Below are 13,889 nucleotides of genomic sequence, written 5' to 3'. Positions count from 1 at the left end.
GACTCACCGTAGCAATCCGTGTACGCCGCAGACGATGGGCACCGCGCCCCGGGCGCCCCGGCGGGTCGGTGGCTCAGCCCGTGGACTTGAGCAGCTTCGCCACCAGGGGACCCGCCGAGGAGCCGCCCCGGCCGCCCTCCTGGACGACGGCCGCCCCCGCCACGTCACCGCGCCAGGCGGTGAACCAGCCGTTCGGCTTCTTCTGGCCGTCGACCTCGGCCGAGCCCGTCTTCGCCCCCACGTCCGAGCCGAGTCCGGCCATCGGCTTCGCCGCGGACCCGGACGTCGCGGTGTACCGCAGCAGTTCCCGCAACTGGCGCTGGGCGTCGCCGTCGAGCTTGCGGGGCGCCGACGCCAGCTTGCGGTCGTCCACCTCGGGCGACACCAGGTAGGGCTGCTCGAAGGTGCCCGTCTTCGCGGTGGCCACCACGCTCGCCATGTTCAACGGGTTGGCCCGCACCCCGCCCTGCCCGATGAGCGAGGCGGCCTTGGACGCGTCCTGCTGCACGGGCACCGCCCCGTCGAAGGTGGGCACCCCGATCGTCCAGTCGTTGCGGCCGAGTCCGAAGACGTCCCGGGCGTGCCGGGTGAGGTCGTCGTCCTTCAGCTTCTTGGACTGGGTGATGAAGGCGGTGTTGCACGAGGCGGCGAAGCTCGCGCGGAACGTGCCCTTCTTGATCTGGAACTTCTCCAGGTTCTGGAACTTCCAGCCGCCGTAGGACGCGTACTTGGGGCACGGGTGCTTCTTGTCCATGCCCGCGAGGTCCTTCTCCAGCAGCAGCGCCGCGGAGACGATCTTCATGGTGGAGCCGGGGGCCAGCGAACCCTGGAACGCGGTGTTGAAGCCCTCCGGACGGGAGTTGGCGACCGCGAGTATCTCGCCGGTGCTCGGCTTGAGCAGCACCACCGACGCCTGCTTGCGCTTGGCGGTCTCCCGCTCGGCGGCGGCCTGCACCGTGGCGTCGATGGTGGTGCGCAGGGTCCCCGGGGTGCCCTCCGTCAGGGTCAACAGGGTCTTGTCGGGGGCCTGGTCGGCCTTCTTGCGCCCGGTCCCGGCGTCCGTGCGCTGCGCGCCGTCCTGCTTCGCCCCGGCGCGGACCACCCGGAGTTCCACGCCCCCCTTGCCGCCGGCCTTCTTCCCGTAGCGCTCGCGCAGTGCGTCCAGGACGCCCCCCAGCGACGGGTGGTCCTTGACGGTGAGTTCCCGGCCGGAGCGGTCGACGGCCTTGATCGGCGGGGTGCCCGACTCCCCGGTCACCAACCGGTCGCCGGGGTGCAGGTCCGGGTGCACCACGGACGGCTTCCAGTCGACGAGCGGCTTGCCGTCGGAGGCGCGGCGCACCACGGTCAGCGCGGACGCGTACTCCAGGGGCTTGCTCTGCCCCGCGTGGGTGACGGTCGCCTTGACCGCGAACGGGAAGCGGGCGTCCGCGCGGGCGGCGGGCGTCTCGGTGCCGGGTGTCTGCGCGGGGGTGTCGGGCGTCAGGGTCACGGCACTGACCTTGGCGTCCTTGGTGAAACCGGTCAGGGCGGCCCGGGCGGCCGGCACGTCGTCGGTGAGGGCCGCCGCCTCCGCGGTCCGGCCGCCGCGCCAGGCCGCGAGGAACGCGTCGCCCACCCGGGACACCTCGGCCGCGGTCGGCGGCCCGGTGGGTATCTTCGGCTTCGCCGCGGCCCCGTCCCCGTCGCCGCCGGACAGCGCCCAGGCCCCCAGGCCCGCCCCGCCCACGACCACCACGAGCACCCCGCCCAGCAGGGCCGGCCGCGTCTTCGGGCGCTCGGCGCGCCTTCTCTTGCCCACACGTCCTCCGTTGTTCCCCCGCGGTGCCCGCGAACCCGCAGGGTCCCGCGGCCGTTCCGGCCTCAGCCTAGAACGCTCCGGGGGCGTGCCCGCACGCACACCCCACAGGTGAGGAGACCTGCGACGCCCGTACGGTTCCGGTTCGTGGCGTTTGCGTCGGGCCGATCGCCGGGCGGCGTCCGTCCGCGGTCGGGGCCGCCCGGGGCCTCAACTCCCGTTGCGCAGGACGTCCGCCACGATCGGTCCGGCCGAGTCGCTGCCGCGGCCGCCCTGTTGGGCCACGGCAGCGGCGGCCACGTCCCCCCGGTACCCGACGAACCAACTGTTCGCCGTCGCCTGTCGGTCCACCTCGGCGGAGCCGGTCTTCGCGCCGATGTCCCCGCTGAGCCCGCGCATCGCCCCGGCTCCGCTGCCCACCCGCGCGGTCGCCGCCATCATCTGCCGCAACTGGGCGACGGTGTCCGGCGCGAGCCCCTCGGCCCTCGCGAACTCCCGGTCGTCCAGGGACTTCGCGACGAGGTACGGCTGACGGAACGAGCCGGTCATCGCCGTCGCGGTCACCGAGGCCATCGTCAGCGGGCTCATCTGCACGCGTCCCTGCCCGATGGCGTTGGCCGCCCGCTCGGGGCCGGTGGAGACGGGCACCCGACCGTCGAAGGACGCGATGCCCGTCCGCCAGTCGTCACGGCCCAGACCGAACTTGTCCTCGGCGGTGCGGGTCAGCGACTCGTCGGTCACCGGCTCCTCGTCGATGAGCTTGATGAACGCGGTGTTGCACGAGCGCTGGAAGCTGTTGGTGAAGTCGGCGGAGGTGTTCGGCGCGAGACCCGTGATGTTCTTGAACGTCTGGCTCTGCCACACCGCGGTGTCGGGGCAGGGGGCGGCGCCGTCCGCCGTCACCACGCCGCTCTCGATCAGCATGGCGGCCGTCACGATCTTCATCGTGGACCCGGGCGCCAATTCGCCCTGGAACGCGGCGTTGAACTCGTCGCGGCGGTGGTTGGCCACGGCCAGCACCTCGCCCGTGCTGGGGCGCACCGCCACCACCGACGACTCGGGGTAGCGGAGCACCGCCTTCTCGGCCGCCGCCTGGGCCCGGGCGCTGAGGGTCGTCGGCAGTTTGCCCGGCTGGCCCTCGGAGAGGGTGACGAGCGGGGTGTCCGGTACGTCCCCGGCGTGCCGCACGGCCAGCTCCACCCCGGGCGTGCCGCCCGCCCGCTCCCCGTAGACGCCCCGCAGTTGGGTGAGGACCGGCGCCAGCGAGGGGTACTTCTTGCTGTCCAGCACCTTTCCGTCCCGGTCGACGGCCTGCACCGAGGGGGTGGACGCCTTGCCGGTGACCAGGGCGTCGTCCTTCTCCTTCAGCTTCGGGTGCACCACCGACGGCTTCCAGTCGACGAGGGGCCGTCCGGTGGTCACGCCGCGGACGACGGTCAGCGAGGACTCGTAGGCGACCGGTTCGCTCAGACCCTCGTGGGTGACGGTGGCCCGCACCGAGTACGGAACGGTGGCACCGCGCGCCGCCTCGGGCGTGATCTCCACGTCGGTGAGGCCGGCCGCGTCCTTGTAGCCGATGAACACCGGCCGGGCCTCGGCCGCGTTGTTGGTGGCCTGGGCCGCGGCGTTGGTGTCGCCCTTCTCCCAGGCGGCGAAGAACGCCTCCGTCGCCGTGCGGACCTCCGCGGCCGAGGGGGGGCCGGACTTCTTCGGCTCCGCATCGGAACCGAAGCCCAGTTCGTCGACGAGTACGTAGCCACCGTAGGCCGCGCCGCCGACCATGGCGGCGAACACCCCGCCGATGATCGCCGCCTTCGCTCCGTTGCGCATGCCGTCCTCTCCCTGGGTCGCCCGCTCTTGGAGCAGTGTGCAAACCGTGCTTCGGCCCTGTCGTGGCCCAGAGTAAAGGGCGCACGTGCACGGTGTGACAGAAGAGGCGCGGCGAGGGGCGACGCGGCGTTCGGGGGGCGCGCGCGAGGTCGCTCACCCCGGTCCGCTCCGGGCGCCGGACGTTCGCCGGAAGGGGGAGCCCGCCCGCTCCACCAACAGCCAGCCCGCGACGGCCAGGGCGACCGCCGTGGGCGCCGTCACCCGCACGGCGACCAGCACGGCGCCGTGCCCCTCCAGGAGGTCGGCGAAGCCCACCATCGACAGCCCGAGGACACCGAACAGGGCCAACGTCACCCCCGTCGCCGCGACCGCCCCGGCACCCCGTCCGCCGCCCACCGGCCCACCCGGAGCGGGACGTTCGAAGCGGCTGAACACCGCCACCAGCAGCACCGTCAGGGCGAGCGCCGCGCCCAGCCGCAGCGGCACCTGCGCCCACCAGACGCCGGACGCCGGTTCCGGCAGCGGCACGTCCCACGCGAACAGCACCCCGTACACGCCGAGCATCGCCGTCAGGTGCCACAGGAACGCGGTCATCGAGAACCCGCCGGCCACCACCACGCCCCGCCAGACCCGTGGCCGGGCCAGCAGCCGGGCCGCGGGGGACCGCAGCGACTCCACCGCGCCGACCAGCCACAGCCCGTGGCACAACAGGGCCAGGGTCGGCGGGGCCATGTTGGAGATCCGCTCGCCGGGCATCCCCACCATCGACAACGGGTACGGGCCGAGCGCCACCGACACCGCCGCGCCGAGCAGTCCCGCCCCCGCGAGCAGCGGCGGGCGGCGCAGCGCCCCGTCGGCGCGCAGGAAACCGAGTTGGTGGACGGCCAGCCAGACGAACGCGAAGTTCAGGAACTCCACGTACGGCACGCCCAGCGCCAGTCGCGCCACGTCCACCAGGGCCGCCGCACCGGCCAGCGCGAGGAACGCGCCCCAGCCCCAGCGCTCGTGGGCCCGCAGCAGCGGGGGAGTGAGGGCGGCCATGGCGAGGTAGATCCCGACGAACCACAGGGGCTGGGTCACCAGCCGCAGGGCGGCGTCCAGCCGGGCGTCGTCCGCGCCCGCGAGCGCGAGGCCGAGCGCCACCGCGCCCCAGACCAGCACGAACACCATGGTGGGGCGCAGCAGTCGACGCAGCCGCGCCCGCAGGAATCCGGCGTACGGGGGCGTGCCCGGGTGCCGGCGCACCAGCGAGCGGTACGACAGGGCGTGCGCGAAGCCGCCCACGAAGAAGAACACCGGCATCACCTGGAACACCCAGGTGAGGATCTGGGCGCGGGGGACCTCGGCGAGGAGGTTCCCGACCCGGGCCGCTCCGTCGGCGTCGACCGTGACGGCGGCCATCAGCCAGTGCCCGAGGACCACGACGCCCAGCGAGGCGACGCGCAGCAGGTCCATGTAACGGTCCCGGTGCGCCGGGGTCGCACCGGCCAGTCGTTCCGCTTCTCGAAGACGCGTTCCCATGTCCGTACGCTCGCTCGCCCCGGACCCCGAACGACAGGGTGCGGGTACTCAGTTCACTCCTGAGTACCCGCCAGGGGCCGGCCGTACCGCAGCTTGTCGAGGACGGCGCCACCGTCGTGGTCCTGGGTGGTGGTCCCGTCGAAGCGCCAGCCCGCCGCCTCGTAGAAACGGCGGGCCCGGGTGTTGTCGGCGAGGACCCACAGCGTGGCGTCCGTGTACGCGGCGCGGTGCATCGCGGTCACGGTCGCTGCGAGCAGGTTCCGGCCGATGCCGGTGCCCCACACGTCGGGGTGTGCGTACAGGGTGTTGATCTCGGCGCAGTGCGGGGCGTGTTCGGCGGGGCCGAAGCCCGCGAAGGCGCGCCCGCGCCCCTGTCGGTACGTTCATCTCGGGGTGCGCTGCTCTGCGGGGTGCGTCCCGCTTTTGCGCAGTTCCCCGCGCCCCTATCCGGGTACGTCCACCTGGGGGTGCGCTGTCCTGCGGGGGTGCGTCCCGCTTTTGCGCAGTTCCCCGCGCCCCTTGATCGGGGCGCTCCTCGACGCCGTCGTCCGCCCCACGGGAAACACCCGCCCCAGACACCAGCCACCGCACCCGCACCCGCACAGGACACCGCACCCGCGCAGGACAGCGCACTCGCAGTGGAGCGCACCGAAGGGGCGCGGGGAACGGCGCGGGCAACCACGACGCACCCGCAGTGGACGACCGGCCCGAGCAGCGGACAGCGCACCCGCGCAGGACAGCGCACCCGCAGTGGAGCGCACCGAAGGGGCGCGGGGAACGGCGCGGGCAACCACGACGCGCCCGCGCAGGGCAGCGCAGCCGCAGGGGAACGTACCGAAGGGGTCGCGGGGAACTGCGCGGGCGGTACGACTCAGCGCAAATCGCCCATCACCCAGGCCACCAGCCGAGGACGATCCGCGGACCCGTCACACGGCACGACGACCGACACGTCGACGACCTGGACCGTGGCGACGTCTTCCAACTGGCCGGCCAGCCGGGAAACGTCACCGGAGAAGTCGCCGGGCTCCCCGACCCGCGCAGGCCGGTCGGACGCGCTCGGCGGATCGGAGTCGCCGCAGCCGACGTGGGGGAGCGGCTGGCCGAGGTACCAACCGCCGACGAACACGGCGTACAGGACGGCGGTGGCGCCTAAGCGCCGCGGGGTTATCCAAGTGGGCATCCCGGGAGTATCCCAGGGGCCCGAAGGGCTAGCGAGGGAGGACCGTCGCCCCGTCCGCGGGGGAACCGGTGACCCGAACCGCGCGGCACAGCCCACTCGCCCGGAGCGCCGCAGCCACCGCACCCCCCGCGTCCTCGTCCGCGACGAGGAACGCCGTCGTGGGACCGGACCCGGACACGATCCCGGCGAGCGCCCCCGCCCCGCGGCCCACCGCGAGGGTCCGCGCCAGCGACGGGAACAGGGACAGCGCCGCGGGCTGGAGGTCATTGGTCAACGCCCCGGCGAGGGCCACCGCGTCGCCCTGCCACAGCGCGTCCAGCAACTCGGGCGCGGCCTGCGGCACGGGCACCTCCGTCCCCGCGGTGAGCCGGTCGAACTCGCGGTACACCGCGGGCGTCGACAGCCCGCCCTCGGCCGCCGCGAACACCCAGTGGAAGGTCCCGCCGACCTCCAGGGGCCGCAGCCGCTCCCCGCGCCCCGTGCCGAGCGCCGCCCCGCCGACCAGGCTGAACGGCACGTCACTGCCGAGTTCCGCGCAGAGCGCCAGCAGCTCGTCCCGGCTCGCCCCGGTGCCCCACAGCGCGTCGCAGGCGACCAGCGCGCCCGCCGCGTCGGCGCTGCCGCCGGCCATGCCGCCGGCCACCGGGATGTCCTTGTCGATGTGGATGTGGACGCCGACCTCGGGGCCGCGCCCGTACCGCGCGGCGAGGAGCTGAGCCGCCCGGGCCGCCAGGTTGGAGCGGTCCAGCGGCACCTCGCCGGCGTCCGGCCCGGAGCAGGTGATCCTCAGGCCGTCGGCGGGCGTGACGGTGACCTCGTCGTACAGGCCGACGGCGAGGAAGACGTTGGCGAGGTCGTGGAACCCGTCGGGTCGGGCCGCGCCCACCGCGAGCTGGACGTTCACCTTGGCGGGAACCCGCACGGTCACCGCCGTGCGCGTGCTGTCCACGGTCATCGGGCCGGGTCCTCCTCCGTGGCGACGGGTACGGCGTTCTCGGCGATCCGGGCGAACTCCTCGACGCTCAGCGACTCGCCCCGCGCCTGCGGGGAGACCCCGGCGGCCACCAGCGCCGCCTCGGCCGCCGCCGCGGACCCGGCCCAGCCGGCGAGCGCCGCCCGCAGGGTCTTGCGGCGCTGCGCGAACGCCGCGTCCACCACCCGGAAGACCTCCTGCCGGCTGGCGGTCGTGGCCAGCGGTTCGGTGCGCCGGACCAGGGAGACCAGTCCGCTGTCGACGTTGGGCGCGGGCCAGAACACGGTGCGGCCGATCGACCCGGCCCGCTTGACCTCCGCGTACCAGTTGGCCTTCACGGACGGCACCCCGTACACCTTCGACCCGGGCCCGGCGGCCAGTCGGTCGGCGACCTCGGCCTGCACCATCACCAGGGTCCGTTCGATGCTGGGGAACGTCTCCAGCATGTGCAGCAGCACCGGCACGGCGACGTTGTAGGGCAGGTTCGCGACCAGTGCGGTCGGCGGGGGGCCGGGGAGCTCGGTGACCCGCATGGCGTCCTGGTGGACGAGGGAGAAGCGGTCCGCCCGCTGCGGCAGCCGGGCCGCGACGGTCGCCGGCAGCGCCCCCGCCAGCGTGTCGTCGATCTCGACGGCCGTGACGTGCTCGGCGACCTCCAGCAGCGCGAGGGTGAGGGAGCCGAGTCCCGGCCCCACCTCGACCACCCGGTCCTCGGGGCGCACCTCGGCCGTGCGGACGATGCGGCGCACGGTGTTGGCGTCGATGACGAAGTTCTGGCCGCGCTGCTTGGTCGGCTTCACGCCGAGCGCCGTCGCCAGCTCACGGATGTCGGCGGGGCCCAGGAGCGGGTCGGGGTCGGTGCTGCTCACCGGTCAAGGGTACGGTCCCCGGGCCGGCGACCCCGACCACACGCACCGTTGCCGCCCCGGGCGCGGTCAGTACCCGAAGGCGCGGGCCGTGTTCGCGGCGACGGCCGTCGCCAGGGCGTCCTCGGTCATCCCCTTCACCTCGGCCATCGCCCGCAGCGTGACGGGGATCAGGTACGGGGCGCCCGGGCGTCCCCGGTACGGGGCCGGGGTGAGGAACGGCGCGTCGGTCTCCACCAGCACCAGTTCCGGCGGGGCCACTGCGAGGGCGTCCCGCAGCGGCTGCGCGTTCTTGAAGGTGACGTTGCCGGCGAAGGACAGGTAGTAACCGTGCCGGGCGCACACCTCGGCCATCTCCGCGTCGCCGGAGAAGCAGTGGAAGACGGTGCGCTCGGGGGCGCCCTCCTCCTTCAGTACGCGCAGCACGTCCTCGTGGGCGTCCCGGTCGTGGATCACCAGGGCCTTGCCGTGCCGTTTGGCGATCTCGATGTGCGCGCGGAACGAGCGTTCCTGTGCGGCCCGCCCCTCGGGGCCGGTGCGGAAGTGGTCGAGCCCCGTCTCGCCGACCCCCTTGACCTGGGGGAGCGCCGCCAGCTCGTCGATCGTGGCGAGCGCCGCGTCCAGGGCGCCGTCGCCGCCGGCCGGGCGGGCGTCCTGCCGGGACCAGCCGTCGGGGTCGCCGAGCACGATGCGGGGGGCCTCGTTCGGGTGCAGGGCCACCGTCGCGTGCACGGAGGGGTGGGCCGCCGCCGTCTCGGCCGCCCACCGGGACCCCGCCAGGTCGCAGCCCACCTGCACGACCGTGGTCACGCCCACGGAGGCCGCCTTCGCCAGCGACTCGGCGACCGAGTCCGTCTGCATGTCGAGGTGGGTGTGCGAGTCGGCGACCGGGACGGACAGCGGCGCGGGCAGCGGCGGCGCCTCCTGGTCGGCACGGTCACGGCTGGCGCGGCGGGCGCCGTCGGCGGACTTCGAGGTCGAGGACATGACTCGATCCTACGAACCCCGTCGGCCCCACCCGGAACGCCGGAAACACCGGGAGGACCGGGAACGTCCGGCGGGGCCGGCGGTCCGCGGCCTCAGCCGGCGTCCCGACGGTGGAACGGGTGCAGGAGGTGGGAGAAGCGCCAGTGGTGGTGCGGCCGGTGCGCGGCGTCGGCCTCCGGGGCCCCCTCGGCCTCCGGGCCGTCCTCGTGCTTGCGCCGGTGGACGATCGGCTGCGGGTGGCGCAGCAGGTCCTGCACGGACGACACCTGTCCGGCCCGCATGATGCGGACCAGGTGCGCCCCGCAGTTCAGGCAGGTCGGGCGGCTCAGCGGCGACGGCACCCGCTGTCCGTCCGCCAGGTAGGTCACGTACGCGTGGCCCGCCGCGTCGATGTGGTGCTCGATCTCGTACGACTGTTCCCAGCCGTGCCCGCACCGCATGCAGGCGAAGGCGTACGACTCGTGGACGACGGTGGCCGCCGCACGGGGGTGACCGGTCCCTGCGATCTCACTCATGCCAGCTCCTCTTGTCCTGCGGACAAGCGCCGTCGAGCGCGGGATGCTGCCCCGACGGCGTGGGGGGACGGGTACGTCCTCCTCACCCCAGTGGACGCCTCGGCCGGCCCGGACGCATCAGGGCTGTCGAGTGTTGGCGCCGATTTGGTCTGCTCCTGCCCCGAGGGGCCGGTGAGCGGGCCCGGCTTTGCCTTCCACGGTAGTCCTTTGCCCGGGCTTGGCGCTCACCGAGGCGCGTTCTTTGCCGCCACCACGGCGTCGAACACCTCGCGCTTGGGCACGCCGGCGTCGGCGGCGACCGCGGCGATGGCCTCCTTGCGCCGTTCGCCCGCTTCCTCCCGGTCCCGGACCCGGCGCACCAGTTCCTCGGGGCTCAGGTCCGCGGGGCCCGGCTCCGGGGCGCCCTCGACCACGACGGTGATCTCGCCGCGCACCCCGTCGGCCGCCCAGGTCGCCAGCTCGGCCAGCGGCCCGCGCTTGATCTCCTCGTACGTCTTGGTCAGCTCGCGGCAGACCGCGGCGCGCCGCTCGGCCCCGAAGACCTCCGCCATCGCGGCGAGCGTGTCGGCGAGCCGGTGCGGGGACTCGAAGTACACGAGGGTGCGCCGCTCCCGCTCGACCTCCCGCAACCGGGCCAGCCGCTCGCCCTGCTTGCGCGGCGGGAACCCCTCGAAGCAGAACCGGTCCACCGGCAGCCCCGACAGGGCCAGCGCCGTCAGCACCGCGGAGGGGCCCGGTACGGCGGTGACCCGGATGCCGTGCTCCACGGCCGCGGCGACCAGCCGGTACCCCGGGTCGGACACCGAGGGCATGCCCGCGTCGGTCACCAGCAGCACCCGCGCCCCGCCCACCAGGGCCTGGACGAGTTCCTTCGTCCGGGCGCTCTCGTTGCCCTCGAAGTACGACACGACGCGCGCCGTCACCTGGACGTCGAGGCCCTGGGCGAGCCGCCGCAGCCGGCGGGTGTCCTCGGCGGCCACCAGGTCCGCCGCCGACAGCTCCGCGGCCAGTCGCGGCGGGGCGTCCGCGAGGTCCCCGATCGGAGTTCCGGCCAGTACGAGAGTCCCACCCACATCAGTCACCCTTCCAGTCTCCCAGCACTCCCGGCTCCCCGGCCCCGGCCCGTACCGGCGCCCCGGCGCCCCCGTCGGGGAACGCGCCCCCCGACGGACGGGTGCGGGGGCGGCGGCGTACGGAGCCGTTCCCTACGATGGCGCGGTGACGAGTACCGCGTCCTCGACGGACACCCGGCAGGACCAGCCCGCCGCACCGCACCCCCCGGCCTGGCGGCACCGCCTGCGCCGCTTCGGTCACAATCCGCGCCCCCGGGGCGACCTCCGCGGCCAGCTGGTGCCCCCGTACGCCGAGCCCGGCCCCCGGCTGTGGACGGTGCTCAGGGTGCCCGTCCGGGCGGTGGGTCCACTGTTGCGCTGGTCGTCCTGGCTGGGTCCGCTGGTGGTGGCCGTCGTCGCCGGTCTGCTCCGGTTCTGGCAGCTGGGCAGCCCGAAGGACGTGATATTCGACGAGACGTACTACGCCAAGGACGCCTGGGCGATCATCCACCGCGGGTTCGAGCTGAACTGGCCGGCGAAGAACATCAACGAACAGGTGCTCGAACAGGGCTCCTCGATCACCCTGCCCGAGGGCGCCGCGTACGTCGTGCACCCGCCGCTCGGCAAGTACCTCATCGGCGTCGGCGAATGGATGTTCGGGTTCGACCCGTACGGCTGGCGGTTCATGACCGCGGTGCTCGGCACCCTCTCCGTGTTCATGCTGTGCCGCATCGGACGCCGACTGCTGCGCTCCACGTTCCTCGGTTGCCTGGCCGGTGCGCTGATGGCCGTCGACGGCCTGCACTTCGTGATGAGCCGCACCGCGCTGCTCGACCTCATCATCATGTTCTTCGCCCTGGCCGCGTTCGGCTGCCTGCTGATCGACCGGGACCGCACCCGGGCCCGGTTGGCCGCCGCGCTGCCGCTCGGCGAGGACGGACTGCCCCGGCCCGACGCCCGGATCGCGGACACCCTGCGGCTCGGCTGGCGCCCCTGGCGGATCGCCGCCGGGGTCAGCCTGGGCCTCGCCGCGGCGACCAAGTGGAACGGCCTCTACTTCCTCGCCGCGTTCGCCCTGATGTCGGTGCTGTGGGACGTCGGCGCGCGCCGGGTCGCGGGCGCCGAACGGGCCTGGCTGTCGGTGCTGAAGCGGGACGTCTGCCCCGCCTTCCTCGCCACCGTGCCCGTCGCGCTCGTCACCTACCTCAGCACCTGGATCGGGTGGATCATGTCCCCCGACAACGGCCGGGGCGGCTACTTCCGCGACTGGGCGATCACCCGGGGCCAGGACACCGCATGGGGCTGGGTGCCGGACTGGGCGCGCAGCCTGTGGCACTACGAGGCCGAGGTCCTCGCCTTCCACAAGGCCCTCGACTCGCCGCACCGCTACGAGTCGAACCCGTGGAGCTGGATCGTCACCGGGCGCCCCGTCTCGTACTACTACGAGCCGTCCGCGCCCGGTGTCGACGGCTGCCCCGTCGACACCGTCGACAAGTGCGCCAACGAGGTGCTCGCCCTGGGCACCCCCATGCTGTGGTGGACGGCCTGCTTCGCGCTGCTGTACGTGCTGTGGCGGTGGCTGCTGCGCCGCGACTGGCGGGCCGGCGCGATCCTGTGCGGGGTCGCGGCCGGGTACCTGCCCTGGTTCCTGTACCAGGAGCGGACGATCTTCTACTTCTACGCGGTCGTCTTCGTGCCGTTCCTGTGCCTCGCGGTGGCGATGCTGGTCGGCGCGCTGCTCGGCCCCAAGGGGTCGACGGAACTGCGCCGCACGGCGGGCGCGGCGGGCGCGGGCGTCATCGTCCTGCTCATCGCGTGGAACTTCATCTACTTCTGGCCCATCTACACCGGCCAGCCCATCTCCATCGACTCCTGGCGCGCCCGCATGTGGCTCGACACCTGGATCTAGCCACCGGTCAGGACATCCGGGCGACCGGCGGCGTGCAACCGTCGGCCCGCCCGGGCGGATGGGTCCGTGATCAGAGGTCTTCTTCCCGGTGGAGGCGGCCAGCGAGGTCGGTCGCCCAGGCCAGTGCCCAGGCACGGAGAGCAGCGGTCCGGTCGGGCGTGAGGCCGTAGGCGGTGAACTCCTCGTCCTCGTACCAGTCGGTCCCGGTGAGACGGTCGCGCAGGTCGTGGAGGTCGAAGGCGATGCGGGCATGGCGGCGGCCGAGGGTTTCGAGATCGGCCGTGGTGCGGTGGCGTGAGGCCGCGTGGACGTCGATGAGGTCGCGGACGGCACCCCGGTCGGCCAGTGCGCGGACCTTCGTGCCGATCACGTCGTCCAGAGACAGGACGGGACCGATCGCGGTCTAGGTCGGGGGCGCCCAGAAGGCTTCCTTGAGGATGTCGACCTCGCACTCCTCGCCGGTGACCGGGTCACCAGCGATGAGGCGACCGGAGAGCGGGTCCGCTCCGATGAGGCGCACGGACCAGCCCCGGCGGGTGAGCCCCTCGACGACGGTGTGCGTGATGTCGGCCATGGGGGCGGGGTTCTCGGTGGCGACGTCGAGATCCTGGCTGAGGCGTTCGACCAAGCCGTGGGCCTGCACCGCGTATCCGCCGGTCACCACCAGCGGGTAGGGGCTGCCGATGGCGAGCACGTCGGCGAGGAGCCGACGGTGGAGGGGGCTGAGGTTCACGCGGAGGCCGCGGCGGTGCCGGGGGTGAGGTCGGTGAAGGCGGATTCCCACACGTCGCGGACCGTACGGCTGATCAGCGTGCGCAGCACCGGCCACTGGCTGAGCAGGAGGTCGCGGTTGAGGAAGCGCACGAGGTCGTCGTGCTGGCCTTCGGCGAGGACGGCGCGGTAGAGGCTCATGCAGGACCGGGGGCGGTCGAGGTCGAACGAGCGCAGCCCTGACCAGACGACGTGGAGCGGCAGGTCGACGGGGCCGTTCGCGGGGCCGGTGAGCTCGTCCAGGCAGGTGGGAAGCCGTCCGGCGTAGCGGGCGCGCAGCACCTCGGCGGCGGGCGGCAACTGCGGGGGAGGGGAAGCCTGGGCCATGCTCCCAATTATGGCCCGTCCCGGTGACACTGCACGGCAGTGAGGCGGACCCGTCGTGACGGCCCGGGGCGGTGGCGCCGGCCGGGGGCGGGGCGGGGTCCCGGCGCCCCGGGAGGGGGAGGTGGGCGGGCCGACTAGGCTGGAGGGCCGGTCCATCCCC

11 protein-coding genes and 2 pseudogenes are annotated in these 13,889 nt (G+C 73.8%); 1 reads left to right on the top strand and 12 read right to left on the bottom strand.

The window, feature by feature from the left end; translation table 11 throughout:
* Positions 1-73: 73 nt before the first annotated feature.
* The 10 genes and pseudogenes from ACFYOU_RS03130 to rsmI form a co-directional block, all read right to left on the bottom strand.
* Positions 74-1,801: a penicillin-binding transpeptidase domain-containing protein gene (locus ACFYOU_RS03130; RefSeq protein ID WP_391303110.1), complete on the bottom strand. Its 1,728-nt coding sequence runs from the start codon at positions 1,799-1,801 to the stop codon at positions 74-76.
* Between the two features lie 207 nt (positions 1,802-2,008).
* Complete coding sequence (locus ACFYOU_RS03125; protein WP_391303108.1) at positions 2,009-3,628, bottom strand: penicillin-binding transpeptidase domain-containing protein; 1,620 nt, start codon at positions 3,626-3,628, stop codon at positions 2,009-2,011.
* A gap of 153 nt (positions 3,629-3,781) precedes the next feature.
* Positions 3,782-5,149, bottom strand: coding sequence for an acyltransferase family protein (locus ACFYOU_RS03120; protein ID WP_391303106.1), 1,368 nt, complete (start codon positions 5,147-5,149; stop codon positions 3,782-3,784).
* Between the two features lie 53 nt (positions 5,150-5,202).
* A pseudogene (locus ACFYOU_RS03115) lies at positions 5,203-5,496 on the bottom strand (GNAT family N-acetyltransferase); the annotation flags it as partial.
* 524 nt (positions 5,497-6,020) lie between these two features.
* Complete coding sequence (locus ACFYOU_RS03110) at positions 6,021-6,329, bottom strand: hypothetical protein (RefSeq protein WP_391303104.1); 309 nt, start codon at positions 6,327-6,329, stop codon at positions 6,021-6,023.
* Positions 6,330-6,357: 28 nt separating this feature from the next.
* On the bottom strand, positions 6,358-7,284 hold the full coding sequence (locus ACFYOU_RS03105; protein ID WP_391303102.1) for a 4-(cytidine 5'-diphospho)-2-C-methyl-D-erythritol kinase: 927 nt from the start codon (positions 7,282-7,284) through the stop codon (positions 6,358-6,360).
* Positions 7,281-8,171 (bottom strand): 16S rRNA (adenine(1518)-N(6)/adenine(1519)-N(6))-dimethyltransferase RsmA, encoded by an 891-nt coding sequence (rsmA, locus tag ACFYOU_RS03100; RefSeq protein WP_391303100.1) that lies wholly within the window; start codon positions 8,169-8,171, stop codon positions 7,281-7,283. Before rsmA ends, ACFYOU_RS03105 begins: the two co-directional genes overlap by 4 nt.
* 66 nt (positions 8,172-8,237) lie before the next feature.
* A complete protein-coding gene (locus ACFYOU_RS03095) occupies positions 8,238-9,155 on the bottom strand; it encodes a TatD family hydrolase (RefSeq protein WP_391303098.1) in 918 nt (305 codons plus the stop codon).
* 92 nt (positions 9,156-9,247) lie between these two features.
* A complete protein-coding gene (locus ACFYOU_RS03090) occupies positions 9,248-9,670 on the bottom strand; it encodes a hypothetical protein (RefSeq protein WP_391303097.1) in 423 nt (140 codons plus the stop codon).
* 224 nt (positions 9,671-9,894) lie between these two features.
* Positions 9,895-10,743, bottom strand: a complete 849-nt coding sequence (rsmI, locus tag ACFYOU_RS03085) for a 16S rRNA (cytidine(1402)-2'-O)-methyltransferase (RefSeq protein ID WP_389762202.1) — start codon at positions 10,741-10,743, stop codon at positions 9,895-9,897.
* A gap of 145 nt (positions 10,744-10,888) precedes the next feature.
* Between rsmI and ACFYOU_RS03080 the strand changes: the two genes are divergently transcribed.
* Positions 10,889-12,631 (top strand): phospholipid carrier-dependent glycosyltransferase, encoded by a 1,743-nt coding sequence (locus ACFYOU_RS03080; RefSeq protein WP_391303095.1) that lies wholly within the window; start codon positions 10,889-10,891, stop codon positions 12,629-12,631.
* A 70-nt stretch (positions 12,632-12,701) separates the two neighbouring features.
* Here ACFYOU_RS03080 and ACFYOU_RS03075 read toward each other — a convergent pair.
* A pseudogene (locus tag ACFYOU_RS03075) lies at positions 12,702-13,364 on the bottom strand (nucleotidyl transferase AbiEii/AbiGii toxin family protein).
* Positions 13,361-13,729 (bottom strand): hypothetical protein, encoded by a 369-nt coding sequence (locus tag ACFYOU_RS03070; RefSeq protein ID WP_391303093.1) that lies wholly within the window; start codon positions 13,727-13,729, stop codon positions 13,361-13,363. The pseudogene ACFYOU_RS03075 and the gene ACFYOU_RS03070 overlap by 4 nt, the downstream one beginning before the upstream one ends.
* Between the last annotated feature and the right edge of the window lie 160 nt (positions 13,730-13,889).

The organism is Streptomyces sp. NPDC005955 (assembly GCF_042871255.1).
Lineage (GTDB): Bacteria > Actinomycetota > Actinomycetes > Streptomycetales > Streptomycetaceae > Streptomyces.
Note: the sequence above shows the minus strand (reverse complement) of the source record. Positions and strands in the feature narration are given on the sequence as shown.